A 26,008-nucleotide genomic window follows, 5' to 3' on the forward strand; every position below is an offset into this window, starting at 1 on the left:
GGCAAGGTCAGTCAGGCGGACCCGGTTTGAAGGACTCAGTTTGAGGTATTTAACTTGATGAACCTGGCCTGTTGATTGCGTACCAGTGTGCAGACCACATGATAATCCGGCTGGCAGGACATCGATCGCACGATCGCTGATTCCGGGCTGGTCAGTTGTACCATTACCTGAGCAACAACACCCTGATAACTGACTTCAATGGTACCACTGCTGCCATTGATCATACCCTCACCCGCATGCCATTCGATGCCCGCCGGTCGCATTGGTTCGACCCTGAAGATTGTTCCTGACGGCAATACCCGCAATGTGAAATCCGTATCCTGCACCTGCCACTCGCCCTGCCAGATATCGGGGTCGCTGAGCTCGTCCGCCGTGGCCGGGTTGCTGGCACAGACTGCCAGCGTCAACGCAGCCAGCATTCCTGGCACGGACGCTCTGGCAGCGGCGCCTGTCCGCTCTGTGACTGGAGTGAGTAATCTGGAATCGGTCATTTGCTACTGGGTCCTGTCGCAGTCCGCCGATGGAAGCCACGAGTATAGCAGCTATTTCTGCGTATGCTAAAAGTGCTGCGCCGTTGCCGGACGGCGACAACAGGTCAGGCGCGAGCGAGGTGTCTGCTACTGTTGCCAATGGCTGGGTAAAAAAAAACCGGAACGATCTTTGGGGATCGTTCCGGTCAAGAGGGAGCGTACAACTGGCATTCATCCATCAGTTGCAATTACCTTCCTGCGAGCAGCATTGAAGTGTCGTTGATCGCAATGTCAGTCATGGTAGAACAACGGCATGAATAGATAAAATGCATTAAATGTATTACAGTGATATGGATAATGTATCACGGGAGACTGTCTTGACGGCGAGGTCGACCGTTGTCGCGAGGAACTGTCATGAACCATCTGCCTACAACCAAGCAGCTGCGCTATTTTGTGGCCCTGGAGCATCACGAGCATTTTGGTAAAGCCGCTGAGTCATGTTTTGTGTCACAACCGGCCTTCAGCGTTGCCATCAAAGAACTGGAGAATATGCTCAATATCCAGCTGGTGGATCGCACCAACAAGAATGTCACTGTCACCAGTCTGGGCCGCGACATTGCTCGCCAGGCCAGAGTGGTATTGCGCGATCTGGAGGACATGGTTGATATTGCCAGAGGCAATCAGGCACCGTTAACAGGTCAGCTTAAGCTGGGCGTCATCCCCACAATTGCGCCATTCCTGCTGCCCAGGCTTTTACCGGCATTGCGCAAATCCTACCCTGAACTAAAACTGTACCTGAAAGAAGATCTGACTGACCGGGTGTATGACCGGCTCATGGATGGCGAACTGGATCTGATTCTGGTGGCGCTGCCTTACGAGCTGCGTAACGTGACAGATATGCCTTTGTTCGATGATCATTTTTTTCTGGCGCACCATCAGCACAGCAACTTTGTTGATCCGGAGCATTACAATACCAACACTCTGCCCACTGATAGCATTCTCCTGCTGGAAGATGGCCACTGCCTGCGTGACCATGCGCTGTCTGCCTGCAATATCAGAAATGCAGACAAAGTCAGCAGCATAACCGCGACCAGTCTGCTGACGCTGGTGCAGATGGTCGATGCCGACCTTGGCATTACCTACTTGCCGGAAATGGCCGTGAAGTCGCCCCTGCTAAAAAATACCAAAATCAAAACAATCGCAATGGATGGCAGTAGCTATCGGCAGATTGGTCTGGTGTGGCGCAAAGCCAGTACCCGAAGCGATGAATTTGCAATGCTGGGAAATTTCATCAAACAACACTATCAGGCTGGTTAAGGCCTGGGTAACCGGATTTTTAGACGGGTTGATGCTGCTCTGCGATGAATTTGGTTGACCTGCTGTTGAACCGGCGGTTCAATGGCGGCGTATCTTGTTGACAATCTGTCATTTCGTAACAAGTCGAATCTGGAGTTATGTTTCATGAGCATTCATCAACGCATCCTCAGCACCCTTGCCTCGGTTTCAGGCAACGTGTTTGATGCCCAGTTTGCTGTCGCGGTCCTTCTGAGCGTTGGTCTGATCGGCACGGCGGCAGCCGCTGACAATCCCGACGATCCGGTAACCCGGGCGTCCGATTTCACCCTGATTGACCAGCACGGCAAGGCGTTCAACCTGCATTACCATGAGCAGGTACCTGCCATTGTGCTGATGGGGCACCGCAACGGCTCAACGCATGTGAGTGCCGCCATTGCCGACATCAGCGAACAGTGGTCAGAGCAGGGCGTTGTATTTGCACTGATCAATCCGGCACCGGGTGAGTCACGGGCAGACATTCTGGCGGACACCCAACAGCACGAATTGGATATGCCAGTTTTAAAAGACGAAGCTGGCCTCGTTGCCGAGACGCTGGCACTGAATCATGCTGCAGAGACGCTGATCATAGAACCCGGTCGCTGGCAGATCGTCTATCGAGGTCCTGCCGCTACTGACGCGTTTTCGACAACCCTGCAGGCGCTGCTGGCGGATGAGAGTGTTGCTCTGACCGAGCAGGCCATGCCCGCGGACGCTGAGCTGCTGCCGCAACACGCCGCCGCAGCGGAGTTGCCTGACGCCATGTACAGCGACACAATCGCGCCGTTGCTGGTGGAAAAGTGCGCCGACTGTCATCGACCGGGTGGCATCGGTCCATGGGCCATGACCAATCATGCGATGATACAGGGCTTTTCCCCCATGATTCGCGAAACCATACTGACCAAACGTATGCCGCCCTGGCATGCTGATCCGAAAATCGGCGAGTTTCTGCATGACCTCAGTCTGAGCGTTGATGAAGCCAGACAGCTGGTGTCGTGGATTGATGCCGGCGCCCCGCGCGGCGAAGGTGAGGATAAACTCATGTCGGTAGTGGAGCAGGCCGAGCAGTGGGAGTTGGGTGAGCCTGACCTGGTGGTGACATTGCCCAAATTTGATATTCCGGCCACTGGCACACTTGACTATCAGTTTTTTGAAGTCAAGAACCCGCTAGATCGCGATGTCTGGGTGCGTGCGATTCAGATTGCGCCAGGTGACAGGCAGGTTGTGCACCACGCGATTGCCACCTTCGGCGCCAGCTCCAATGAGGCCGGGCAGTCCAACTCCAGTGAGTCACTGTTCCAGCCGCAACTGATGACATTTGTGCCAGGCAATGAGACCTATGAGTATCCGGAGAATACCGGGGTTTATGTGCCTGCTGGCTCGTCGTTCTATACGCAGATGCACTACACTACCTATGGTCGTGCCACCAGCGACGAAACCAGAATAGGCCTGTATTTCCGCGATGAGGCGCCGGAGCATGTACTGCAGCACTACTCCATCGTGAATCCCGAGTTGCGAATTCCGCAGGGTGTGGCTGAACATGAAGAAACGGCCTACTATCAGTTTCAGCGCGATGCCGTCATCTATAGTCTGTTCCCGCATGCGCATTATCGCGGCCGGTCCTCCGAGTTTACCATTCGTTATCCCGATGGTCGGGAAGAAGTTGTGCTGTCGGTACCGAACTACGATTTCAACTGGCAGCGTTACTTCCAGTTTCAGGAGCCTATTGAAGCGCCTGCCGGTACTTTTGTCATTCATCGCACAGTCTATGACAACTCGACAGCAAACCTGAGCAACCCGGACCCTTCAGTAACCGTCCGATTTGGCGAGCAGACCTGGGAAGAAATGCTCTATGGCGGCATCTCCTTCCGGTACGAGGAGCCAAGCGAGAGTGACCATGAGATCAATGAGGATGACTACATGGCTGCACTGGCGATGGGCTTCATGGACGTGAATATTGATGGCAAGATCGCTCTGGATGAAATGCCTGAGCAATCACGTCAGCAGCTGGCGCTGCCGTTCACGATCATGGATCGCAACAAAACCATGGGACTGGAATATCCTGAGTTCCGTTCATTTATGGTTCAGAGCAACATGCTGAGTCGCGACGCATTCTGATGCCGATAATGCAATGTCACCGGCTGTGCCGGTGGCATTGCATTATCGGCGCGTCAGTGGCTGATCAGACGGTTTCCGCCGCCTCAGTGGGAGGTGGCAGGAAGCGGTAGTTCTTTAACGGAAGTTCACGTACACGCTGACCCGTCAAGGCATAAAGCGCATTGGTAACCGCAGCCGAAATCGGTGGTGTGGCCGGTTCACCAAGCCCTCCGACAGGCGCATCGTCAGACTCCAGTAAAATCACCTCAATCTCGGGCGAATCAGCCAGCCGCAACATTTCGTAGTCGTGGAAATTGCTTTCCTTGACGCGACCATTCTCGATACTGATCTGACCGTACATGGCCGCCGTCAGGCCGTAAATGATGCCGCTTTCAACTTGTGAAGCAGCCGTGTCCGGATTGACCACGCGACCGCAATCGATGGCGCAGGTAACTTTTTCGACCCGGACTTCACCGGCCTCGGTCAGTGATACCTCTGCGACTTCAGCCACAATGCTGCCAAAACTTTCCTGCAGTGCGATACCACGGGCACGACCTGCTGGCACAGGCGTAGTCCAGGCCGCACTGGCGGCTGCCTGTTCCAGTACGCGGCGGTGACGTGGTTTGTCCTGCAGCAACGCCAGCCGATACTGTAGCGGGTCCTGCCTTGCATGCCAGGCCAGTTCGTCAGTGAACGATTCCAGAAAAAACGAATGCTGTGAATGCGCCACGCTGCGCCAGGCGCCAAATGGCACATGAGTCGGGCACTCCACATAATCGATCTGCTGGTTAGGCACCTGATAGGCAATATGCGCCGCTTCCACCGGCTCGTTTTTGCCGATGTAAACGTTTTCCCAAGCGGTCAGCTGACCATTACTGTCCAGTGCGGCCCTGAACCGGCTGCTGACAGCAGGCCGGTAATAATCCTGACGGGTATCTTCTTCCCGACTCCACAGGGTCTGCACCGGGACATCAAAATAGCTGGCGATGCGGGTTGCCTGATCAATGGTATTGGTTGATTGTGGCAATCGACGGCCGAAACCACCACCCAGATAAAACGGATGCACGGTGACAGCATTCTCGTCCATGTCCGCGACTGACGCCACGCGTCCGCGAATGCCCAGATTATCCTGGGTACCGGTCCAGACATCACAGCGGTCGTCATGAAAGTGAACGGTACAGTTCATCGGTTCCATGGCGGCGTGCGCAAGATACGGTACACGATAATTCGCGGTGACTGTTTCCGCCGCGCTGGCGAAAGCCTGGGTCGCTTCACCGGCGTGCACATCTTCATGGCGATCGCCGTTATCCAGCGCTGCATCGAATTCGGCAAAAATGTTACGTGTGCTGCTTTCGTCAAAGTCGGTGTCGGTGAACACTGGCTGTAACTGTTTTAATGCTTCACTGGCGCGCCAGTAATTATCGGCGACTACGGCAACGGCATCCTCAAGCTCAATGACGCGTTTTACGCCACGGCGCTGCATGACAGCGTCAACATTATCGACTCGGGCCAGCTTGCCGCCAAATACCGGAGCCGTGGTCACTGCTGCGTAAAGCAGGCCTTCGGGTCGGGCGTCAATGCCATACATGGCAGTACCATCGACTTTGGCAGGAATATCAACACGCGGCACGGGCGTGCCCATCAGGGTGAAGCGGTCCGGCGTTTTTAGTGTCGGGTTACGAGGCGGCTCTAACTGAGAGGCGGCGCTGGCAAGTTCGCCAAAACTGGCAGAACGACCGCTGGCTTCGTGATAAACAAAACTGTTGCGGGCATCGCATTCGCTGGCATCAACGTTCCATTGTCCGGCAGCGGCTTCAAGGAGCATCTGCCTGGCGGCAGCGCCGGCAGCACGCATGCCCATCTCGCCGGTAAAGCGCACGGAACTGCTGCCACCGGTGATCTGCATGTTCATGATTTCGGCGGCTTTCAGCGTTGCAAAATCGACGCTGCGATCCAGAAACGCGGGCACGTTCAGGCCCATGGACATGGCAAAGCCCTTGATCAGCACGCCATTGGCAAACAGGTCGGTTGCCGGCGCCTGTTCTACCCGCACCAGATTCCAGTCGGCATCCATTTCGTCAGCGGCCATCATCGGCAACGATGTCAGCACGCCCTGACCCATTTCTGAATGTGGCACCACAACCGTGACCTTGTTGTCAGGGTCAATACGCAGCCAGGTAGTCAAAAATGTCTGTCCGGCTTCCGCGTGATCGCGGTTGGCCAGAGACTGACGTGTTGGGCGAGTTACCGCGTAACCCAAGAGCAATCCGCCGCCAATGACGGTGGTGCCCAGCAAAAAACGGCGTCGATTCATTTTCATGCGGTTTCTCCCTGGGGCGTATTGGTCGTGGCCTGTTCGGCAATCAGTGCCTGAATCGCCTTACTGACACGAGGGTAGGTACCACATCGGCAGACGTTGCTGACGCTGCGCTCAATAGTTGCCTTATCCGGGTTCGGATTGTCGGCCAGCAGCGCACTGACAGCCATGATCATGCCCGACTGGCAGTAGCCACATTGTGGCACCTGATGATCTACCCAGGCCTGTTGTACGGCTGTTATGGCGCGGTTGCCGGTGGCATCAACAGCAAGGCCCTCGATGGTGGTGACCTGGCCGTTTTGCACGGCACTGACAGGCGTCATGCAGCTGCGCACGGGCTGGCCGTTGACATGAACGGTGCAGGCGCCGCAAGCGGCAATACCACAGCCAAACTTGGTGCCGGTCAGCCCCAGTTCATTGCGAAGCGCCCAGAGCAAGGGCATTTCCGGCTCAATATCCAGTTGCCGGGTGGTTCCGTTAATAGTAAGTTCGATCATGACAACCTCGTAGCCGGGTGCACAGAATAAGCAGAGTTAATTAAAGGCAGTTAGCGTTAATTGCAGAGCATATAGCAGAACATGAACGGCTTCAATTTTAACATACCAACTTGCGTGGAGCGATAAACTGGGAAATCATGATGGAGCCTTTGATATTTGACTACACCGGGCTGCAACGGGTGCGCCTGGGGGCTACTGTTCAGGAGTCCCTGGCTGCCGAGCTGGCAGGGCTGCCCAAGGCGCGGGTATTTTTGGTGGTGTCTGGGACTCTGTCCCGCCAGACGTCGCTGGTTGACGACCTGAGACAGGTTCTGGGCGATCGTCTGGCCTCGGTCTTTGACGTCATGGGCGCGCACTCGCCACGACGGGACGTGTTGAATGCCTTGAGCCAGGCGCGTGCGGTGGATGCAGATATCATCCTCACGGTCGGCGGGGGTTCCATGATTGATGCCGGCAAGGTGATCCAGTTTTGTCTGAATGCCGGTATTGAGCAAGAGGCCGAACTGCTGGAATTCGCTCAATTCAGCAATGGCTCGCGGGGGGCGCTGTGTGGCACCGAGCCAGTGCTGCGCCGTCAGTCTCCGGTTTACCAGATCGCGGTGCCGACGACATTGTCGGCAGCCGAGTTCAGCAATAATGCAGGCGTCACTGATAGCGATAAACGTGCTAAAGAGGGCTACAAGGCACCTGGCTTGGCGCCCAGGCAGATTATTTACGACCCTGCGCTGACATTACATACGCCGACATGGTTATGGTTGTCGACCGCCATCAGGGCGCTGGATCACGCTGTCGAAGGCTATTGCTCGATGGATTCACATGCGTATGCGCAGGGTCACTTTCTGCATTCCGTGAAATTGTTCGCCGAATCACTGCCTGCCATGAAAACAAACCCTGCCGACCTCGCTGCCCGTGCTCTCAACCAGCAGGCAACCTGGCTCGCCGGCACGGGTCTGGGGCGGATAAGGCACGGTGCCAGCCATGGCATCGGCTATATTCTGGGGGCCATGTGCGGCGTTCCTCATGGCTATACTTCCTGTGTCATGTTGCCGGCGGTACTGCGCTGGAACGAGCCGGAGAATGCAGCGCGGCAGCAGCAAATAGGGCGCGCACTGGGCTGCGATGAGAACAATACAGCAGATTTTTTGCGGGACTGGTTGCGACGCCTGGAACTGCCGGTCAGTTTGAGGGAAGTAGGTGTGACGGCCGACCAGTTGCCGGCTATTGCGGCAGCGGCAGCGCAGCACAATGTGGTCAAAGCCAATCCAAGAAAGATAGCCTCAGCCGATGATGTCATGGAGATCCTGCAACTGGCCTGGTGAAATCTGACGAATTTTTGCAAGTTACATGAATTCGTCAGAGTTTTTGGGTGCTTTAACGAAAAAGCCGTTGACCTGAGCGCAATTCAATATCAAAGTAGGCCAGCTTCCAGCCGCTGTCAGTCTCGGGCGGTCCGGGCACGCAGGACAGTTGCCGGGTTCTGCCTGGATGCACAACAGCTGAATATCCAAACACGGTTGTGCATAACGTAAAAGATCATACAACACTTAAATTACCATGAAGGGGATTTCACTATGCGAACAAGAATTGGCTCACTCATTACGGGTGTCATCGTGGCGCTGTTCATTACTGCCTGCGCAAATATGTCTGAGCCGCACCCACTGGTGGGCGGGTGGGTCATCACGATTGATACGCCGATCGGCGCGATGGATGCCAACCTGACTGTCAATGAAGACCTCACTGGCGAAATGTCGTCACAGGATCTGGGCGGCGCACCGCTGGACGCGGTTTCAGTTGATGGCGAAGCCGTCAGCTTCAGCACTACCGTTGATGCCCAGGGCCAGACCATGACACTGGTGTTTAACGGTACCGTGATCGACGATCAGTTGAACGGCAGCTTCAATACTGACTTCGGTGCCATCCCGGTCTCAGGTCGACGTATGTGAAGTCTGTAAAGTACCTCCGGTAGATTCGGCGTATTGCTCCTGCAATTGCGTCGAATCAGCCAGACGGGAGCGCCGGCGGCTGCCATAAGCAGCTGACGGTGCTGTCAGTCGCACGTCCCCGAGCTTTCTATCGTCAGAGTTTTCTACCCTCCGTACCTCCTGCTACCGCCGCGTCCCGCGCATTCTCGCTCATCCGCCTTCAATCGCCGGGATAAACACCACCTCACTTGTCTCGTTCAGTGGCTCTATCAGTGCATCGGTATAGATGTCGCCATCAATGGCCACCGCGGCAGACGACAGGGCGTTGCGACATCCCGGGTATTCCGCATCCAACGCTGTAAACAGACCGCGCATTGACGTTACAGGAATCTCCAGATTGCCGGCCGGGTCCAGGGTCGATCCGGCATCGCCAAGGGCGTCCCTGAGGAAGCTGTTCATGATAACTCGGGCCATAGGGGCACCTCGAAACTGTGTTGATCTTACCGGGCGTTGATTATCGTCTCAGATCATCGTTACGCGCCTACCTGATACCGCAAAGTATGGCATATTCCTTCCACTCTTTTAGCGACCTTGATACTCTCTGAACGCAACAGCCGGACACCCGCAGCTTTTGCTTCGGGCAGGAGAATAATAATGCGTTTGAACAAACTGGTATTGGCGTCGCGGATTGGTGGAAAATTGATGGCCTCAGCCACCCTGGCTGTGGCCATGTGTCTGTCAGGGTCAGCTTTCGGGCAGTCCGAACAACCTGAACTGCCGCGTCAGATGGCGTGGACGGCCTACAATCTGGGTACCACCGGCTACAACCAGGCGGTCGCCATCGGCGCCATGTTACGTGATCGCTACAATATTACCCTGCGGGTGATTCCGGGGCAGAATGATGTATCCCGGTTGTTGCCGCTGGATACCGGCCGGGTGCAGTTTTCCGCTAACGGTGTGGCAACCTACTTTGCCCAGGAAGGTATGTTTCAGTTTGCCGACCCGCAATGGGGCCCCAAACCCCTGCGACTGTTGATGAGCTCCAATGGTCTGAGTAATCAGGCAGTTGCCGTTGCCGCAGATACTGGCGTCACCAGCTTTGCCGAGCTCAGAGGCCGACGCGTGCCGTATGTGCGCGCTGCGCCCGCCCTCAATGTTTCAATGGAAGCCTATCTGGCTTGCGGCGGTTTGACCTGGGATGATGTCGAACGGGTTGATTTTCCGGGCTATGAGGCTATGTGGGAAGGCGTCATTAATGGCGATGTCGATGCCGCGTTTGGCACCACTGTGTCCGGACCGACACGCCGGCTGGAAGCGTCGCCTCGGGGAATTCGCTGGTTACCGGCGCCCCACGATGATGAGGCCTGCTGGCAGCGTATGCTGGCAATTGGCCCCTATTTCAATCAATACAACGCCACCCGGGGCGCCGGAATCAGTGATGATGAGCCACATCAGGCTGGAACCTATCCCTATCCGATTCTGATTGCGCTGGAGAGCCAGGACGAGGCGACGGTGTACTGGATGACACGGGTGATCAACGAAAACTTTGATGATTTCAAAAATGCCGACCCGGGTGCCATCGGGTGGGCGCTGGAATCCCAGGTCTTTAACTGGGTAGTGCCCTATCATGAAGGGGCGGTCCGTTACTGGCGTGAGATTGGTGCCTGGACCGATGAGTATGAGGCGCACAATCAGTCGCTGATTCGGCGTCAGGCGGTGCTGGCCGACGCCTGGGCGGAAGTTGAAGGCGAAGGCATTGATGATCGCGATGCCTTCATGACGCGCTGGCAACAACTGCGGGCAGAGCGATTGCAGGAGGCCGGGTTCGATCCGGTCTGGCACTGATGCCGCGTACGCCCACGTCAATGCCTGCGCCGGTGCGCTGGCTGGTTGCCATCGCGGCGGTGCTGAGTGCATTCCTGGCGATGGATTCGTTGCGTCTGTTTTCCGAAACACCGCTGATGGATTTTGTCATTACGGTACAAAATCACTATTACTACGCACTGCTTGCGTTATTACTGCCGTTGGCTTTTCTGATTTATCCGGCGCACGCCAGGGCAACCCATTACTGGTATGACGCTGTGCTTGGCGCGGGCGCTTTTGCTGTCTGTGGATTCTTTTTCGTTAATGCAGAAACCATGCTGGACTATGGCTGGGAGTTCGCAGCACCAACCTACGCCGTGTGGATGAGCTATCTGTTATGGGCGTTGGCGCTTGAGGCGGTGCGGCGATGCGGTGGCCTGACTCTGTTTGTGCTGGTGCTGGTGTTCTCCCTGTATCCGATCGTGGCAGAGCGTCTGCCGGGTCCGATCTCTGGCATGACGTCATCGGTCGCCGAAACCGCGTCCTACCATGTCATGAGCATCGAAAGTATTCTGGGGCTGCCGTTCAGGGCGTTTGCACAACTGGTCATCGGCTTTCTCATTTTCGGTATTGCTCTGCAGCATACCGGTGGTGGCAGGTTCTTTATCAATCTGGCTTTTGCCATGTTCGGTCACGTGCGTGGCGGCTCGGCGAAAGTGGCGATTGTCTCCAGCGGTCTGATGGGCTCCATGAGTGGCAGTGTTATCACCAATGTGCTGACCACAGGGCAAATGACCATCCCGGCGATGAAACGCGATGGTATGTCCAGTGAATATGCTGGTGGCGTCGAAGCCTGCGCGTCAACCGGTGGCGTGTTGTTGCCGCCCATCATGGGGTCGACAGCGTTTGTCATGGCGACCTTTCTGAATGTGCCTTACACCACAGTGGCACTGGCGGCCGCAATACCCGCGTTGTTGTACTTTTTCGGCCTGTTTGTCCAGGTCGATGCCTATGCAGCGCGCACCGGCCTGCAAGGCACACCGCGAGAACAGTTGCCCAGTCTGGCTGCGACCATGCGAGAGGGCTGGTTTTACATCGCCTCATTTGCCGTGCTGATCTTCTTGCTGGTGTATCTGCAGCGAGAAGCGGTTGCACCCTTTTACGCCACAGGGCTGTTGCTGGCGCTCAATCAACTGTCGCGCAACCGCTGGGACGTCAGGGCCGCCGGTGCGTTCCTGGTGGCTGCCGGTAAACTGCTGGTGGAGTTGCTGGCAATCATGGCGGGTGTTGGGCTGATTGTGGGCGCTTTGTCGCTGACCGGGCTCTCAGGTACGCTGGTTAACGATCTGTTGTACCTGGCCGGTGACTCGGTGTTGCTGCTCTTGCTGATGGGGGCGTTGACCAGTTTTGTGCTCGGCATTGGCATGACGGTGACTGCCGCCTATATTTTCCTTGCCATCATTCTGGCGCCGGCGCTGATTCAGGGCGGTCTGGACCCGATGAGTGTACACCTGTTCATTCTATACTGGGGCATGCTGTCGTTTATTACACCTCCGGTGGCGCTGGGCGCATTTGCCGCTGCCAGTATTGCCGGCGCGTCGTCGCTGACAACCGGCTTCAAGGCCATGCGGCTGGGCAGTGTCATCTATTTTATCCCGTTCTTTTTTGTGCTTGATCCGGCGCTTACCATGGCGGGCAGTTTCTGGGATACCTTGTCGGCGACCGTAACGGTTGGTGTTGGTGTGTTGTTGATTGCCGGGTCCTTGCAGGACTATTTACCAGGATTGGGTTTTCTTGATCGCAGTGGCGCGGCTGGCAAAGCGGGGCGACTACTGGCCGGCGTGGGCGGAGGCCTGGTGGCATTGCCGGGGCTGGACCTGATTGGTTTTGATGTGGGTGATATGGCGCTGCTTGTTGCCGGTGGCGCCATGGCTCTGCTGGGCGTTGTGCTTGCACGCCGCCCGGCAGAACCGGTACCCGCTTAGTCCCGGAAGTATCCAGCAGTATTGGTTGCTGGTACTAGTCGTTGCTGCCCTGAGTGGTCTCATAACGGTTGACCGGTGATGGGCCAAATGACAGCCAGGTCTGGTTGCTGCCCTGGCCGACACCAGGGCGACTCCAGTCGCAGACACCCTCGGGGAAGATGTCATTCAGTCGGGCTTTTTCCTCGTCATTAAACGTCACCCGATAGTCGTCATAGTCGATCGCTTTCAGCTGACATTTCATGACGTCATTGGTTAACGGACCTCCGGCGACCAGACGAAGGCCTGCATGCGGTGGATAGAGCTGGTTGCAGCGACCTGCCGTGTTGTCGTACAGGCGACTTGTGTTAAAGGTCGCTTCTTCCACGATGCGTTCACCTTCAGCGGTAAAGCAGTCGTCACGCAATGCTTCCGGTTTTGCCTGCACGATTCGCTGCAGCATGGGTAGTTCTTCGCGAGTCGCCTTGATTGCATCAAGCCACTGGTTCATCAGACTGAGATTTTCATCCGCCAGCGACAGCTCGGCCGGATGACGGCGGATAACATAATTGTCGGCATGGCCATTGTCGCGCTGCAAGCGTGCACGCGTGGTGAAGGAGTAGATGCTGGCATGGAAATTACCCTGATGGTCAAGGTAGGGGCGGTCATCAATGATGGGCACACGGGACAGACCGGCGCCGCCGTTGGTGATGCGGCCGGTTTCATAAGCGGCGCGAATTGCCTGCGGGTCGCCCTGGGTGCGTGCGTCAGTGCGCTGGTAGTCAATGTCCCAGCCGCCAAAGTTCTGGTTGATGTCGAGAAACTGCGTTTTGTCGATCAGGCCTTCGTTCAGGGCAACCAGACCATATTGCACTCCGACATTGTCATGCGGGCTGCGTGCGACGCTACGGCTGATGGCAGGGTCGGGGTGAGGACGTTCGCCAAACACATTACGCATGCCGTCATAGATAGAACATCGGATGCCAGTCGGATTGGTTTGCGGATGGTACTCCATGCCTGGCGGAATTTCTGACGGACAATCAAACGGTGATATGCGATCCGGGCGGCTGCCAAGCGATTGGTCACACAGGTACCAGTTGGGCCAGCCACCAATGGCGGTTCGGGTGTCCTCATCCAGGTTGTTGGCGGGCGCATTTGCATAGTTGCGCCAGGGGCCTGAACACTCCTGCGCGTCAGTAAAATAGGTAACGGCATCAGAAAATGTCAGGCCAACCAGCAGGCCGTCCAGAATGCCCGGGTAGGCACCGGCAATAAGGAGTTGCTGCATGGCACCGCCAGAGCCGCCGCTGCCGATCGTATGCACGGGCTCGCCGTAGTACTTGGTGACGTGTTCCTTCACCATCATGGCTGTTTCTGCGGAGACGACATCATTGCAACCGCCCTGGGCATTGACGTTGAGCGTTGACGAGGCAATTGCGTAGCCTTGCGCCAACACGGATTCGCGTAATACGCCACCGGTCCCCGTGCCCTGAAAATAGCCTGCCTCGCAACCACCTCCGAAGGTGTAAAGCAGGCGCTGATTCCAGCCCTGATTGGGGGTCAGGGCCGACGGTGCGGGCGTGGCAGGGTCATGTAACATGGCAATCTGGTAGATGGCGCGGTTCAGCGTCCCGGTCTCCAGGCGGACAATAAATGGCACCTCGGCACCGTTGCTGGTTTGGGTCATCAGTACATTGGCGGGAACCGTGTTGTCATCGGGCAGCGGCAAAAAGCCCTCCTCGCCGGTGCTGCGGTAGACATAATCAAACCGTGTGGGCAGAGAGCAATCGGCGTCCTGTTGCGTTGTGTCGAGGAATTCGCCATTGCCGATGGCGAAGCGTCTTGGCTCTCTATCGCCCTCTCTATTGCCCTCTCCATTGACCCGCTCAGCAAGCGAATCCAGGCAAAGGTAAGGCTGTTGGCGGGGGCCGGATATGACCGGCCCGGAACCGGGGTAGTTGGTCAGCGTGAGGCTGGCACTTGACTGCCCGATGTCGACCTCAAGGTTGTTGTTGCCTTCGCTCAGACCAGTGAGCAGGAATCGGGTGGTGGTGCCTGCCTCATCAGTGATGGTCTCGGTGTCGGCGGGCAGCTCGACAGGGCTATCGTTCAATCTGAGTCGAGGGGACATATCGTCGTCAGCGTCATGTTGCACAGCGATCAGTGCGCTGCCTCCCGTGACCAGGTGCGGTTGGCTGGAAACCACTTCGACACTGAGCCTGTTGACCATCGGAAGCGTTGACACGGGATCGCTTTCGTTCGATCCGGAGCATGCACTGATGGCCACTGCCAGCAACAGAGTCAGGCCTCCGGCGGCAGACCGGGCAGTGTGGCGATGTGATCTGGGTTGCGATTGGCAAGAAAGAGGACGTGTTGTTGTTATTTTTGCGTTCATGACATGAGCTCCGCTATTCTGCGTTTAGCTGTTGAATTCTGCTGCAGCTTACACCAAACTTGGCTTGCGGGCATCCGGCCTGCAATCGACTGAGTCCCCCCATCGTTACAGGTGTAGTCATGGTCAGTGTTGGTTTTTGTTCTCGTTCGCGACGGTTCTGTTTAGCGGTAGCGCTGTTGATGGCGCTGCCCGCGATCCCGCTGAGCGCCAACACCGAGGACGATCTGGCCGGTGAATTTGCCTTTGTGCGATTGCAGTATGACTCCTATTTTCGTGGTGGTTTCGGATACGGCCCCTGGTCTGTGGACTTTCCCGACGCCGACCGCAATTTTCTGCGTGGTGTGTCGCGGTTGAGTCACGTCAGGGTCATGCCAGATCCCATCGTATTGCGCCTTGATGATGAACGAATCTTCGAATACCCTTTTATCTATGCGCTCGAAATGGGACGTAACGGCGGGCCGTATTTCTCTCCGCCGGAGATCGCCAATTTGCGGGAATACCTGCTGCGAGGCGGTTTTCTGTTGATTGACGATTTCTGGGGCACGCGCGAATGGGATGCTTTTGCCAGCTCCTTCAGCAATATTTTCCCGGAGCGCGAAATGATACAACTGCCCCCGGATCATGAAATCTTCCGCTTGTACTACGATACCGATGGCCCTCAGATGGTGCCTGCTCTGGGCAATGCGGACAATGTGCCCGAGCGCGATATAGATCAGGCGTCTGTGCACGCGATTCTGGATGACAGTGGCCGGATCATGGTGCTGATCAACTGGAATACCGACATGGGTGATGGCTGGGAGCATACCTATCATCCCCGCTACCCAACCCAGTTTGCCAACACCGCCTATCAGCTTGGTATCAACTACCTGATCTACTCAATGACGCATTGACGCATGGGTGGATTGATGGCGCGGAAACGCTACCGTGCCTGCGTGGCTCTCATGTCAGCGCAGTAATCATTCTGTCTCAGGGCGGGCGTGAACCAGATGACATCGTAAGGCAGGGTCTCCGAGAAGGCCTGCGAATACGGCGCCGGTGCCGTATATTCCGGGTCTACTTCCAGGAAGGCAACGCTCAGAGGTCGCTGGCTCAGATAGTTGGGCACGCCCAGATCGTGGCGAATATGATAGTTGCCTGCCAGCAGAATACGCTGGTCAAACACGTCATCCCCGGGCAGCAGCGCGGTGCTCATTTGTTGATCTCTGGTCTGCTGTACGCGAACCATGGCCGGAAACTGGCTCGACGGCAACATGCCGCAGTGGCTGCTGTCGATATCGCGCTCGAGCTGGGCGATCTGCTCAGTGTTCAATGGCTGCGAGTTGTGCGGCGTGTCATCCTGATAGATCTGCATGACGTCGCCAGTGTTGATATTGCCCGCGCGTAGCTGTACGTCGCGCTCAAATGCCAGCATCACGGCGGGGCCATAAAACTGCCAGGGCCAGCCGTCAGTGTCCCAGGCCAGCTGGCTGACCAGTGAGTCGGACTCGGTGGGCAGACTTGTTCCGGTAAGCCTTTCAATGGCGGGTTGTTGGTCGCGCGTCATCATCTCAAGCACCAGCAGACTGTTGCTATCGGGTGAGATCAGATCCTTCAGCAATTCCAGGCGCAGGCGATGGTGATCCGGGTTGTCGTGCTTCTCACCCAGAAGCAGCAAAGGGTGAGAAGCCAGTCGCAAAAGCAGCCCGTCGCGCGAAATGAACTGGTTTTCTGCAGGCAGCCAGATTTTGCCCACGAGGGCATGATCCTGGTGCAGGGGGCTTTGCCAGTTCGCGGGGCTTTGCAATCTCGCGGCGCTTTGACCAGAACCTGGCGTAGCGGGCGAGGTGCAGCCGAGGCACAGCAGTGTCAGTAGCAGGGCCGACAGTAGTCGTATCTCAAATGATCTTCTTCGGGTAATCAATGTACTTCAGCTCCGCCTGACCGATGAGCAGATCAGACCATTGCGTGATCGGCAGGCTCAGCTCTGCGACACAACACGTGGGCATGTTATCCAGTGTTGCTTCACCGCAGAGGTCGTTAAAAAGATCTGTCAGCGCCGGGTTATGCCCGACCAGCATGACTGAATCCAGCTTGTCATCCTGATTGCGGATCAGTTGCAACAAATGTGCACTGCCCGCCAGGTATATCTGGCGCTCAAGATGAATCAGCTCTTTGGGGATAGACAGATGATTGGCAAAGATTTCTGCCGTTGAGGCCGTTCTTAGTGCCGGGCTGCACAGGATGCGTTGCGGGTGTGTGCCGCGTTTGTCCAGGTTATCTGCCATCAGGGGAGCATCATGGCGGCCACGCTCGTTCAGTGGGCGATCAATGTCACGCTGGGCCTGATCATTCCAGCTTGATTTAGCGTGTCTAACCAGAATCAATGTCTTCATGATCTATTTGTCTCTAGTTATTACGGGTGGCCCTGCCAAGGACAACTCATTGTACCTGCAAAGTGCCGGGAAACATACCACGACCCGGCTTCCCGCAGGTCCGGATCGGTGCTGGACTTTAGTGGCGTAATTGCTCAGAATTCAGGTCTTGTCGGGCGAGTCTGAAGCTCTTTCGCTGTAATCACCACAACTCACACGCAAGGAGTGTTGAATGTTGCCACCGCTAAAACGTCTGTTAACTTCCGTTTTTCTATTGGGTGCCGTATCGGCCAGTACGCAGTTGTCTGCACAGGAGTGGGATCTGGCGACCGAGCTGGAGCTGGGTGCCATTTTCACTTCCGGCAATACCAATGACGAAAATATCCGGTTTCGCGGTCGCTTTGATGCTATTCGGGATGATTGGTCCTACCGCTTCTCCATGGACGGGTTTCGTTCCTCCAAGGACGATGAACTGGCAGCTCAGAGGCTCTATACGGTGGGCAGTGCGATGTACAACTTCGACCCGGACACATTCGTACAAGGCCGGGTGGCTCACGAAGATGACCGCTTTAGCGGTTACGAGGGCCAGACAGACGCATCCGTAAGTTATGGTCAGGTAGTTTTGCGCGATATCGACAATATGTCGCTACGCTACACGGTCGGTGCGGGTGTTCGGGTCTCTCGTGCAGAGGCAGCCGGCGGTGATGACTTTGAGGAAGCAATTATCCGACTGTCGACCGACTACAGCTGGGATATTTCTGACACGGCCCGTTTTAATCAGATCCTGAGTGTGGACGCTGGTGAGCGGTCAAGCATTGGTCGTTCGGAGTCATCGATCGAGACTGATATCATGGAAAGTCTGTCGATGAAATTCACCATCAATGTGAAGCACCAGACGGAAGTTCCAGCAGGACGTGAAAAGACCGACACAGAAGCATCGATTACACTGTTGCTGCGGTTCTGATAAAAAAGCGCGGGTAACGTTCGAGCTGAATTCTTTCAATAATTTATACAGTTATTCCATAATGAGGCGTATGCATGCAGTACGAAGCACCCACAAAGCTTGCTGATGTGGTGCCGCTGCTGGCATCGGCCAACGGGCATGGCAGGGTGTTGGCGGGCGGTACCGATCTGCTTGCCCGGTTTGCCACCGGCGCGGCGCGCCCGACATTGCTGGTAGATATCAAACACGTTGCCGAGCTCACCGTGATCGAGCGGGACAGCGACGGAGGCTTTACCATTGGCGCCGGGGTCTGCGGTGCAGCCGTCAGTGAACACAACGGGCTTTGCTCTGCGTGGCCAGGTGTCACCGAAGCAATGGAGTTGATTGGCTCGGTCCAGATTCAGGGGCGTGCCACCTTGGGCGGTAATCTGTGTAATGCCTCGCCGGCCGCCGATTCAGTGCCAGCGCTGATCGCGGCCGCGGCGCGCTGTCGAATTATGGGCAGCAGCGGTGAGAGATACGTTGATGTTGCCGACATCATTCAGTCACCTGGCAAGACCTGTCTTGCCAAAGACGAATTTATTGTCAGTTTTTATTTGCCGCCTCGACCGCCACGCAGTGCCGATGCCTATCTCAGGCTGATTCCCCGTAGTGAAATGGATATCGCCGTTGCAGGTGCGGCAGTTGACCTGACACTGGATGATGCTGGCAAGGTTCAGGCTGCGTCGGTTGCGTTGGGCGCAGTGTCGCCCGTGCCTTTGTTGGTGCCAAAAGCATCAGCGTTGCTAGTCGGTTCGCAACTTGACGCCGCCGTCATGGCGCGTTTCCAGGCCATCATATCGTCCTCGTGCCGCCCACTCGATGATAAACGGGGAACCATCGAATACCGCAGTCACGTTGCAGGTGTGCTTGCCGTACGCGCTGCGTTGATTGCAGGCCAGCGTGCAGCAGCCGGGGAGAGAACATGAAGCAGCATATCTGTACTCACATCAATGGCGAGGCCACCGAGTTTTTGTGTGACGCCAGTGACACCTTGCTGGAAGTGCTTCGTGACACCCTGCAGTTGACCGGCACCAAGGAAGGTTGTGGCTCGGGCGACTGTGGAGCGTGCAGTGTCATGCTGAATGATCGGTTGGTGTGCTCATGTCTGGTGCTGGCCGTGGAAGCAGAGCAGAGTCGCATCGAAACGGTGGAAGGGTTGGCATCGGGCGACGTGCTTCATCCTTTGCAGCAGGCTTTTCTGGATCACGCGGCGCTGCAGTGTGGTATCTGCACACCGGGTCTGCTGGTAGCAGCCAAAGCACTGCTTGATCGTAATCCATCACCCACAGAAACGGAGGTCCGTTTCTGGATTGCCGGCAACCTGTGTCGCTGTACCGGGTATGACAAGATTGTCCGCGCCGTGCTGGCAGCGGCAGAGACTATGCGCCAGGCCCGGGCCGGGGTGACATCATGAGCCGCTCTACTGACAAGGTTCTGCGTTCAGTGGGTACCAGGCCGTTACGGCCGGATGGCGTCGACAAGGTTACCGGCCGCGCTGTGTTCAGCGCCGATTTTAACTTGCCCGGCGCGTTGCACGGCGACGTGCTGCGCAGTTCATTCGCCCACGCCCGGATTCTGCGAATCGATACCCGCAAAGCGCTGGCGTTGCCAGGCGTGAAAGCCGTAGTGACGGCGAAAGATCTGCCCGAGATTAGCGACGAAAAAGCCATGATAAATGCACAGCCGCCGGACTTCCGCGACCTGTCAGCCAATATTCTGGCCCGGAACAAGGTGTTGTACGCCGGACACGCGGTGGCCGCCGTTGCGGCGCTGGACGCGGAAACGGCAAAGCAGGCATTACAGTTGATCGAGGTCGAATATGAAGTGCTGCCACATGTGATCGACGTGCAACAGGCGATGGAGCCTGATGCACCACTATTGCATGAGAGCATGATCACGAAGGGCATTAAACCGGTGCCAACGCAGCCTTCAAATATCGCCAGTCGACACGAGCAGGTGCACGGCGATGTTGAGGCCGGGTTTGCTCAGGCTGACATAATATTGACCGAAGAGTTTAGCACGCAGCCCGTGCATCAGGGTTATATAGAACCCCACGCCTGTATGGCAAGCGTGGCCAGTGACGGTCAGACCGATATCTGGTGCAGCAGCCAGGGGCAGTTCATGGTGCGGGCTTACTGCGCGCGACTGCTTGATATGCCTTTATCACAGATTCGCGTAACACCACTGGAGATTGGTGGTGGGTTTGGTGGAAAGACCACCGTCTACCTGGAACCGTTGGCGATACTGTTGGCCCGCAAAAGCGGTCGACCCGTCAAAATGGAAATGTCTCGGACCGATGTTTTCAGGGCCACGGGACCCGCGTCGGGAAGTTATATCAGTATGAAGATCGGTGCGCTCAAGGATGGGACGCTGGTCGCTGCCCAGGGCGTATTGTGTTACCAGGCAGGCGCGTTTGCCGGCTCACCGGTGAAGCTGGGCTGCATGACGGCGTTTGCTCCTTATGACATCGCCAATGTAAAACTGATTGGCTACGACGTCGTCGTCAATCGCCCCAAGAGTGCTGCATATCGGGCGCCCGGCGCGCCAATGGCATCCTTTGCCGCAGAAACGCTCATCGATATGCTGGCGCAACGCTTGGGTATGGATCCGGTCGATTTGCGTATAAAAAATGCCGCTCGTCAGGGCACACGTACTGCCTATGGTGCCAGCTTCAAGGAGATTGGTTATCTGGAAACATTGCAGGCGGCACGTGCCCACCCTCATTATTCGGCGCCATTGGCCAAAAATCAGGGGCGTGGTGTCGCCTCCGGATTCTGGTTCAACATTGGCGGTCAGTCCAGCGCCGCCATGACCGTGAATGAAGACGGTACAGTCATGGTGACAACCGGTAACCCTGATATTGGCGGCTCTCGCGCGTCGATGGCATTAATGGCGGCAGAAGTACTGGAGATTGATGTCAGTCTGGTGCGGCCGCAGATTGCTGATACCAGCTCGATAACGTATTCCGATTTGACCGGCGGCAGTCGCGTGACGTTTGCAGTCGGCATGGCAGTGACGCAGGCGGCGACTGAACTGGTAGAAAAGTTGTGCGCTCGCGCGGCGCTGCTCTGGGATATTCCGGTTGATCGTGTGCGCTGGCAGGATGGTGGCGCTATTGCCAGTATCGACGGGACAGAAGCGCGCCAGTCGTTGGCGGCATTGGCGGCGCAGGCAGTCAAAACCGGTGGCCCCGTGTCTGCGCATGTCAGTATCAATGCCCAGGGTGCTGGCCCCGGATTCGGCACCCATATCTGTGATGTCGAGGTTGACCCTGAGACCGGCCGCGTCACCGTTCTGCGCTACACCGCGATTCAGGATGTTGGCAAGGCAGTGCATCCATCCTATGTCGAAGGGCAGCTGCAGGGTGGTGCAGTGCAGGGAATCGGATGGGCCCTGAACGAAGCGTATCTGTACGACGACAATGGTGCCCAGCTCAACCCCGGGTTTCTCGACTATCGGATGCCGGTTGCGTCGGACCTGCCGATGATTGATACAGTGCTGATTGAAGTGCCCAATCCCCGGCACCCATTTGGCGTAAGAGGTGTCGGTGAAGTGCCGATTATTCCGCCGCTGGGCGCCGTGGCTAACGCGGTGTCGCGCGCGACCGCTACCCGACAGCTGGATTTGCCCATGTCTCCGCCTGTGGTGCTGAAGAGTATACTCAAGGCCGCGCGCAGACAGCGTCAAGGCTAAACCACAGATTGACAACATTCGGTCAAAGTGACAGCATCCTTGCATTCTAATAATTGAACGGGTGTCAGTCGTGCATTCTCCAAAGCGTAAACTTTTTCTCGACCTGGTACGGGCGATCTTTCGTGTCAATGGATTACTGTTGGCGGACGGCGACCGCATGGCCGAGCGCGCGGGCCTGACCAGTGCTCGCTGGAAGGTTATCGGCATTGTGGCATTGACCAGTGCGGGTGTGACCGTGCCGGGTATTGCGCGAGCATTGGGGCAGTCGCGCCAGGCCGTGCAACGGATAACGGATGTGATGCAGATAGATGGGCTGGTGCGCTACGAGATCAATCCCCGGCACAAACGTTCGTCGCTGGTGCAGCTGACCGATCATGGTCAGCAGGTCTATAACGAATTGCGTGCAGTGCAGGATCCCTGGGCAATAGGACACACTGAAGACACCTCAGTCGAGGAACTGGAAAGCGCCTTGCGACTGATGCAACGCCTGATAAACCGGATGGAGTAGACGGTGAGTTTTCCTTTGTTTACGGCGCAACAGGTACGCGATATCGACCAGCGGCTGATCGCCGCGGGTACGCCGGGCAGTCAACTGATGCAGCGGGCCGCGGAAGCGGCGTTGACAGCGTTGCGGCTGCGCTGGTCGCAGGCCAGGGCAGTGATTATTCTTTGTGGCCGGGGCAACAATGGTGGCGATGGCCATGTTCTGGCTGGACTGCTTCGGCAGACCGGTACCACCGTTCATGTTCTGCAGCTGGGTGATAGCACCAGGCTCGCAGGCGACGCCCGGCTGGCAGCCGAGCAGGCGGCCGCCTTGGGCGCCTGCGCCAGTCCCTATGAGGCTGAAGCGCTGGCGGCGCTGCTGTCAAAATACAGTGATGACAGGATTGTCATCGTCGATGCGATGCTGGGAACAGGTTTTCACGGAACCTTGCGCGGCGAGTTCGCCGATGCTGCCAGACTGATCAATGCCAGTGCACAGCCGGTGATGGCGATGGACATACCCAGCGGACTGCATGCCGATACCGGGCAGGTCGGTGAAGAGGCGGTTGTTGCCACGGTTACGGTGACGTTTATCGCCCGAAAGCGAGGGTTGTATACCGGATCCGGTCCCGACCACGCCGGAGAGGTAGTATTTGATGATTGTGGTGCCGAGTCCGCGGCTGTCGACGTGGATGCTCCCGGCGTCCGTGCTATCGATGCGGGTTTGCTCGGGGCGGTGCTGAAGCCAAGAGCGCGGTCTACCCATAAAGGTCACAATGGCAGTGTACTGGTAGTGGGGGGTGATGCCGGTTACGGTGGTGCCGCGATGCTGGCGGCAGAGGCCGCAGTGCGCAGCGGTGCTGGCACCGTCAGCCTGCTGACCCGCACTGCGCACATAACGGCCATGCTGACACGACGCCCTGAAGTCATGGTCTGCGGTGTCGAGGCCTGGCAGGGGGATGCGGGTGCGATGGCGCAGCAGCTGGTGGAGAAGGCCAGCGTCGTGATCATTGGTCCGGGGCTGGGACAATCGGCCTGGTCCCGGCAGATGCTTCAGTGCAGCGTCATGTGGGCAACGATGTTGGGCAAACCCTTGGTGCTGGACGCGGATGCGCTTAACCTGGCGGCTAAGGACGCCGGCTTCTGGTCTGAATCGGCGCCTTCCGGGCAGCGACAACACTGGGTTGTGACGCCACACCCAGGCGAAGCTGCGCGCCTGCTGGGACTAAGCACAGCGCAGGTGCAGGCAGACCGTTTCGCCGCGATCGGCCAGTTGCAGCTGCTAACCGGGGCCCAGTGCCTGCTGAAAGGCGCTGGCTCATTGCTGGCATTCGCACCCGGGACCAGCGGTGATACAGACACGCTGGACGTCTGTATTGAAGGCAACCCCGGTATGGCGTCCGGTGGTATGGGCGACATCCTGACCGGCGTGATTGCGGCTTTGATGGCGCAAGGTCTGTCGTCTGCCGATGCGCTGAGGTGCGGTGTCTGCGCTCACGGTGAGGCTGCGGACCTGGCGGTAGTATCAGTCGGAGAGCGCGGACTGCTGGCATCGGACGTCGTGTCATTTTTACCCAAGGTGCTGAATGTCAACGATAAATAAAACATTTTCTTACCTGCTGGCAGCGGACGAAGATACCCAGACTGCGGGCGCGAGTCTGGGTCGGGCGGTGGGCGAAACAGGGGCCATTATCTATCTGCGTGGAGACCTGGGTGCCGGCAAAACCACATTGAGTCGTGGGCTGATTCGAAGCCTTGGTTATGAGGGGGCGGTAAAAAGCCCGACCTATACCCTGGTAGAACCTTACGAATATTTTGACTTTCCTCTCTATCACTTTGATCTGTATAGACTAATGGATCCAGAGGAGGTAGAATTTCTAGGCGTTGAAGAATACTTTGAGCCGCCAGCGTTGTGTCTGATTGAATGGCCGGACCGGGGGCGAGGGGTTTTGCCGTCACCGGACCTGACTGTAAGGCTGGAAATCGCGGGTACCGGTCGTTGTCTGATATGTGAATGGGACAGTGTCCGGGGCCAGAAAATTGCTGATCGTTTACAGGTTTTGTTGCACGATGCGGGACTACAGGAAATGCCTCGGTAAGGGTGATGGCTGGCACCGGTTGCAGACAGCAATGCTGCAACTGTGGCTGTGCGCTGCGCTGCTGTTTCCTGCTCTCGCGCAGGCCGGAGATATCCGTGATCTGAGGGTATGGCGATCGCCAGATTACACTCGTGTCGTGATTGATGTGGACAGCCGTGTCGAATACAGCGTGTTTGTGCTTGAGAACCCCCATCGTGTGGTCATTGACGTGGCTGATTCGCGTATGTTTGCCGATGTTGCCCGGGTAGATCTGGCCGACAGTCCGGTCAGGTCGGTGCGCAGTGCCGCACGTAATCAGAGCGATACGCGCATTGTGCTGGATATGGATAATCCGGTGAATCCATCCAGTTTTTCCTTGCCTCCCAATGCCGAATTCGGTGACCGTCTGGTCGTTGATCTGTACGATCTGGGCACTGAGCCGCCAGCCCAGCCGGCAGAGATCACCCCCAGCAGTCCGGCTGAGCGACAGACGGCCGTTGCCAGCAGTCAACGCAACATTGTCATTGCCATTGATGCCGGGCATGGCGGTGACGATCCCGGGGCGATTGGCTACGATGGGCGTATCCGTGAAAAAGACGTGGCACTGGCAATCTCACGGGCGGTCTATGAGCGACTGCGCAATATTCCGGGTTATGAGCCGGTGATGATCAGGCAGGGAGATTATTACGTACGCCTGCAGCAGCGACCTCAGCTGGCCCGGCAGAATCGGGCTGATATTTTTCTGTCCATCCATGCCGATTCGTTTAGCACTTCCCGAGCAGAAGGGGTGACAGTTTATGCGCTGTCGCAAACCATTGCCGAGGATGAAAATATCCGCAGAGTCGCAGAAAAAGAGAACTCGGCCGACCTGCTTGGTGGTGTGTCTGGCGACACCAGCCTGAAGAACTTTGAAGATGATCTGGCGCTGACGCTGCTGGATCTGTCGATGGCCTGGAGCATCGAACAGAGTGTGGCTGCCGGGTCTTACATACTCAACGCCCTTGGCACGGTAGCCAAATTGCGACGGGACGAGCCGCAGCAGGGCAATCTTTGGGTACTGCGCTCACCGGACATTCCGTCATTGTTGATTGAAACCGGCTACCTGTCCAATCCTACTGAGGCCAGGCGACTGAACTCTGGTGATTATCAGCGCCGGCTGGCTGACGCCATTGTGCAGGGGGTGATGAATTATTTTTATGAACGGCCCCCGGAAGGCACCCTGGTCGCGTGGCAAAAATCCAATAATCAGGGACCGGATCGCCATTATGTTGTGCAGCGCGGCGACAGCCTGTCTTTAATAGCGCAACGCCATAACGTCAATATGGCGCAGTTGCGCGCCGCCAATAAGCTGAGCGGTGATATCGTCCAGCTTGGTCAGACGTTGACAATTCCTGGCGGCGGGCCAGCGCCATTGGCCGCTGCGCCACCGGTGGTATCCGAGCATACCATCAGTCGTGGCGAGACCCTGTCGGGAATTGCAGAGCAATATCGTGTCAGTTTATCGCGCCTGCGTGAGGCAAACGATCTGCGCAATGATACAATCCGCATCGGACAGGTGTTGCTGATTCCCGCCTTGTGACAGACGGGCAGGCTGCGTCTGTGCATGCTCCGGTTGCCCGAAACA

The 26,008-nt window shown here is 56.9% G+C and carries 22 protein-coding genes; 15 read left to right on the forward strand and 7 right to left on the reverse strand.

Translation table 11 applies throughout. The annotated features are described in order from the left end of the window. Window positions 1–35: 35 nt before the first annotated feature. Window positions 36–491, reverse strand: coding sequence for a hypothetical protein (locus PHACT_RS11580; RefSeq protein WP_139141517.1), 456 nt, complete (start codon window positions 489–491; stop codon window positions 36–38). Window positions 492–884: 393 nt separating this feature from the next. Between PHACT_RS11580 and PHACT_RS11585 the strand changes: the two genes are divergently transcribed. Beyond that, complete coding sequence (locus PHACT_RS11585; protein ID WP_070117910.1) at window positions 885–1,787, forward strand: hydrogen peroxide-inducible genes activator; 903 nt, start codon at window positions 885–887, stop codon at window positions 1,785–1,787. Window positions 1,788–1,931: 144 nt separating this feature from the next. Beyond that, on the forward strand, window positions 1,932–3,920 hold the full coding sequence (locus PHACT_RS11590; RefSeq protein WP_139141518.1) for a hypothetical protein: 1,989 nt from the start codon (window positions 1,932–1,934) through the stop codon (window positions 3,918–3,920). Window positions 3,921–3,984: 64 nt separating this feature from the next. Here the strand turns inward: PHACT_RS11590 and PHACT_RS11595 are convergent, their stop codons facing one another. Both PHACT_RS11595 and PHACT_RS11600 read right to left on the reverse strand, forming a co-directional pair. Next, window positions 3,985–6,219: a xanthine dehydrogenase family protein molybdopterin-binding subunit gene (locus tag PHACT_RS11595; RefSeq protein ID WP_070117912.1), complete on the reverse strand. Its 2,235-nt coding sequence runs from the start codon at window positions 6,217–6,219 to the stop codon at window positions 3,985–3,987. Further along, a complete protein-coding gene (locus tag PHACT_RS11600; RefSeq protein ID WP_070117913.1) occupies window positions 6,216–6,713 on the reverse strand; it encodes a (2Fe-2S)-binding protein in 498 nt (165 codons plus the stop codon). The genes PHACT_RS11595 and PHACT_RS11600 overlap by 4 nt, the downstream gene beginning before the upstream one ends. A gap of 140 nt (window positions 6,714–6,853) precedes the next feature. On the opposite strand from PHACT_RS11600, the gene PHACT_RS11605 reads away from it, so the two are divergent. Together PHACT_RS11605 and PHACT_RS11610 are read left to right on the forward strand one after the other, a co-directional pair. Further along, complete coding sequence (locus PHACT_RS11605; protein ID WP_070117914.1) at window positions 6,854–8,032, forward strand: iron-containing alcohol dehydrogenase; 1,179 nt, start codon at window positions 6,854–6,856, stop codon at window positions 8,030–8,032. A gap of 252 nt (window positions 8,033–8,284) precedes the next feature. Next, window positions 8,285–8,656 carry a hypothetical protein gene (locus tag PHACT_RS11610; RefSeq protein WP_070117915.1) on the forward strand — a complete coding sequence of 124 codons (372 nt, stop codon included), beginning with the start codon at window positions 8,285–8,287 and terminating at the stop codon, window positions 8,654–8,656. Between the two features lie 189 nt (window positions 8,657–8,845). Here PHACT_RS11610 and PHACT_RS11615 read toward each other — a convergent pair whose 3' ends face one another. Further along, on the reverse strand, window positions 8,846–9,109 hold the full coding sequence (locus PHACT_RS11615) for a MoaD/ThiS family protein (protein WP_070117916.1): 264 nt from the start codon (window positions 9,107–9,109) through the stop codon (window positions 8,846–8,848). A gap of 180 nt (window positions 9,110–9,289) precedes the next feature. Here PHACT_RS11615 and PHACT_RS11620 point away from each other — a divergent pair, with 180 nt between their 5' ends. Beyond that, window positions 9,290–10,480: a TAXI family TRAP transporter solute-binding subunit gene (locus PHACT_RS11620; RefSeq protein ID WP_245730714.1), complete on the forward strand. Its 1,191-nt coding sequence runs from the start codon at window positions 9,290–9,292 to the stop codon at window positions 10,478–10,480. Next, window positions 10,480–12,423 (forward strand): TRAP transporter permease, encoded by a 1,944-nt coding sequence (locus PHACT_RS11625; protein WP_070117917.1) that lies wholly within the window; start codon window positions 10,480–10,482, stop codon window positions 12,421–12,423. Before PHACT_RS11620 ends, PHACT_RS11625 begins: the two co-directional genes overlap by 1 nt. 34 nt (window positions 12,424–12,457) lie before the next feature. Here PHACT_RS11625 and PHACT_RS11630 read toward each other — a convergent pair whose 3' ends face one another. Next, window positions 12,458–14,794 (reverse strand): DUF6351 family protein, encoded by a 2,337-nt coding sequence (locus tag PHACT_RS11630; protein WP_139141520.1) that lies wholly within the window; start codon window positions 14,792–14,794, stop codon window positions 12,458–12,460. 119 nt (window positions 14,795–14,913) lie between these two features. Between PHACT_RS11630 and PHACT_RS11635 the strand changes: the two genes are divergently transcribed. Next, complete coding sequence (locus tag PHACT_RS11635) at window positions 14,914–15,684, forward strand: DUF4159 domain-containing protein (RefSeq protein ID WP_070117918.1); 771 nt, start codon at window positions 14,914–14,916, stop codon at window positions 15,682–15,684. A 29-nt stretch (window positions 15,685–15,713) separates the two neighbouring features. Here PHACT_RS11635 and PHACT_RS11640 read toward each other — a convergent pair whose 3' ends face one another. Together PHACT_RS11640 and PHACT_RS11645 are read right to left on the reverse strand one after the other, a co-directional pair. After that, the gene (locus PHACT_RS11640; protein WP_070117919.1) at window positions 15,714–16,526 is read right to left on the reverse strand and encodes a ChaN family lipoprotein; all 813 of its coding nucleotides are present in this window, start codon (window positions 16,524–16,526) and stop codon (window positions 15,714–15,716) included. A gap of 142 nt (window positions 16,527–16,668) precedes the next feature. Beyond that, entirely contained in the window at window positions 16,669–17,166 is a 498-nt protein-coding gene (locus PHACT_RS11645) for a SixA phosphatase family protein (RefSeq protein WP_070117920.1), read from the reverse strand. A 211-nt stretch (window positions 17,167–17,377) separates the two neighbouring features. Here PHACT_RS11645 and PHACT_RS11650 point away from each other — a divergent pair, with 211 nt between their 5' ends. From PHACT_RS11650 to PHACT_RS11685, 8 genes are all read left to right on the forward strand, one after another. After that, window positions 17,378–18,109: a DUF481 domain-containing protein gene (locus PHACT_RS11650; RefSeq protein WP_070117921.1), complete on the forward strand. Its 732-nt coding sequence runs from the start codon at window positions 17,378–17,380 to the stop codon at window positions 18,107–18,109. 74 nt (window positions 18,110–18,183) lie between these two features. Further along, window positions 18,184–19,056, forward strand: coding sequence for an FAD binding domain-containing protein (locus tag PHACT_RS11655; protein WP_070117922.1), 873 nt, complete (start codon window positions 18,184–18,186; stop codon window positions 19,054–19,056). Continuing rightward, a complete protein-coding gene (locus PHACT_RS11660; protein WP_070117923.1) occupies window positions 19,053–19,544 on the forward strand; it encodes a (2Fe-2S)-binding protein in 492 nt (163 codons plus the stop codon). Before PHACT_RS11655 ends, PHACT_RS11660 begins: the two co-directional genes overlap by 4 nt. After that, window positions 19,541–21,823 carry a xanthine dehydrogenase family protein molybdopterin-binding subunit gene (locus tag PHACT_RS11665; protein WP_070117924.1) on the forward strand — a complete coding sequence of 761 codons (2,283 nt, stop codon included), beginning with the start codon at window positions 19,541–19,543 and terminating at the stop codon, window positions 21,821–21,823. Before PHACT_RS11660 ends, PHACT_RS11665 begins: the two co-directional genes overlap by 4 nt. Window positions 21,824–21,893: 70 nt before the next feature. Then, window positions 21,894–22,331 (forward strand): MarR family winged helix-turn-helix transcriptional regulator, encoded by a 438-nt coding sequence (locus PHACT_RS16260; RefSeq protein ID WP_070117925.1) that lies wholly within the window; start codon window positions 21,894–21,896, stop codon window positions 22,329–22,331. Window positions 22,332–22,334: 3 nt separating this feature from the next. Further along, a complete protein-coding gene (locus PHACT_RS11675) occupies window positions 22,335–23,909 on the forward strand; it encodes a bifunctional ADP-dependent NAD(P)H-hydrate dehydratase/NAD(P)H-hydrate epimerase (protein ID WP_070117926.1) in 1,575 nt (524 codons plus the stop codon). After that, window positions 23,893–24,405: a tRNA (adenosine(37)-N6)-threonylcarbamoyltransferase complex ATPase subunit type 1 TsaE gene (gene tsaE / locus PHACT_RS11680; RefSeq protein ID WP_070117927.1), complete on the forward strand. Its 513-nt coding sequence runs from the start codon at window positions 23,893–23,895 to the stop codon at window positions 24,403–24,405. The genes PHACT_RS11675 and tsaE overlap by 17 nt, the downstream gene beginning before the upstream one ends. Window positions 24,406–24,436: 31 nt before the next feature. Continuing rightward, entirely contained in the window at window positions 24,437–25,963 is a 1,527-nt protein-coding gene (locus tag PHACT_RS11685; protein ID WP_169819452.1) for an N-acetylmuramoyl-L-alanine amidase, read from the forward strand. Window positions 25,964–26,008 lie beyond the last annotated feature (45 nt).

Source organism: Pseudohongiella acticola, assembly GCF_001758195.1.
GTDB lineage: Bacteria > Pseudomonadota > Gammaproteobacteria > Pseudomonadales > Pseudohongiellaceae > Pseudohongiella > Pseudohongiella acticola.

Bases quoted from the DNA above. Each gene is read 5' to 3' on its own strand.
- PHACT_RS11580 (WP_139141517.1), bottom strand. From the start codon at position 491: ATGACCGATTCCAGATTACTCACTCCAGTCACAGAGCGGACAGGCGCC.
- PHACT_RS11585 (WP_070117910.1), top strand. From the start codon at position 885: ATGAACCATCTGCCTACAACCAAGCAGCTGCGCTATTTTGTGGCCCTG.
- PHACT_RS11590 (WP_139141518.1), top strand. From the start codon at position 1,932: ATGAGCATTCATCAACGCATCCTCAGCACCCTTGCCTCGGTTTCAGGC.
- PHACT_RS11595 (WP_070117912.1), bottom strand. From the start codon at position 6,219: ATGAAAATGAATCGACGCCGTTTTTTGCTGGGCACCACCGTCATTGGC.
- PHACT_RS11600 (WP_070117913.1), bottom strand. From the start codon at position 6,713: ATGATCGAACTTACTATTAACGGAACCACCCGGCAACTGGATATTGAG.
- PHACT_RS11605 (WP_070117914.1), top strand. From the start codon at position 6,854: ATGGAGCCTTTGATATTTGACTACACCGGGCTGCAACGGGTGCGCCTG.
- PHACT_RS11610 (WP_070117915.1), top strand. From the start codon at position 8,285: ATGCGAACAAGAATTGGCTCACTCATTACGGGTGTCATCGTGGCGCTG.
- PHACT_RS11615 (WP_070117916.1), bottom strand. From the start codon at position 9,109: ATGGCCCGAGTTATCATGAACAGCTTCCTCAGGGACGCCCTTGGCGAT.
- PHACT_RS11620 (WP_245730714.1), top strand. From the start codon at position 9,290: ATGCGTTTGAACAAACTGGTATTGGCGTCGCGGATTGGTGGAAAATTG.
- PHACT_RS11625 (WP_070117917.1), top strand. From the start codon at position 10,480: ATGCCGCGTACGCCCACGTCAATGCCTGCGCCGGTGCGCTGGCTGGTT.
- PHACT_RS11630 (WP_139141520.1), bottom strand. From the start codon at position 14,794: ATGAACGCAAAAATAACAACAACACGTCCTCTTTCTTGCCAATCGCAA.
- PHACT_RS11635 (WP_070117918.1), top strand. From the start codon at position 14,914: ATGGTCAGTGTTGGTTTTTGTTCTCGTTCGCGACGGTTCTGTTTAGCG.
- PHACT_RS11645 (WP_070117920.1), bottom strand. From the start codon at position 17,166: ATGAAGACATTGATTCTGGTTAGACACGCTAAATCAAGCTGGAATGAT.
- PHACT_RS11650 (WP_070117921.1), top strand. From the start codon at position 17,378: ATGTTGCCACCGCTAAAACGTCTGTTAACTTCCGTTTTTCTATTGGGT.
- PHACT_RS11655 (WP_070117922.1), top strand. From the start codon at position 18,184: ATGCAGTACGAAGCACCCACAAAGCTTGCTGATGTGGTGCCGCTGCTG.
- PHACT_RS11660 (WP_070117923.1), top strand. From the start codon at position 19,053: ATGAAGCAGCATATCTGTACTCACATCAATGGCGAGGCCACCGAGTTT.
- PHACT_RS11665 (WP_070117924.1), top strand. From the start codon at position 19,541: ATGAGCCGCTCTACTGACAAGGTTCTGCGTTCAGTGGGTACCAGGCCG.
- tsaE (WP_070117927.1), top strand. From the start codon at position 23,893: ATGTCAACGATAAATAAAACATTTTCTTACCTGCTGGCAGCGGACGAA.
- PHACT_RS11685 (WP_169819452.1), top strand. From the start codon at position 24,437: ATGCTGCAACTGTGGCTGTGCGCTGCGCTGCTGTTTCCTGCTCTCGCG.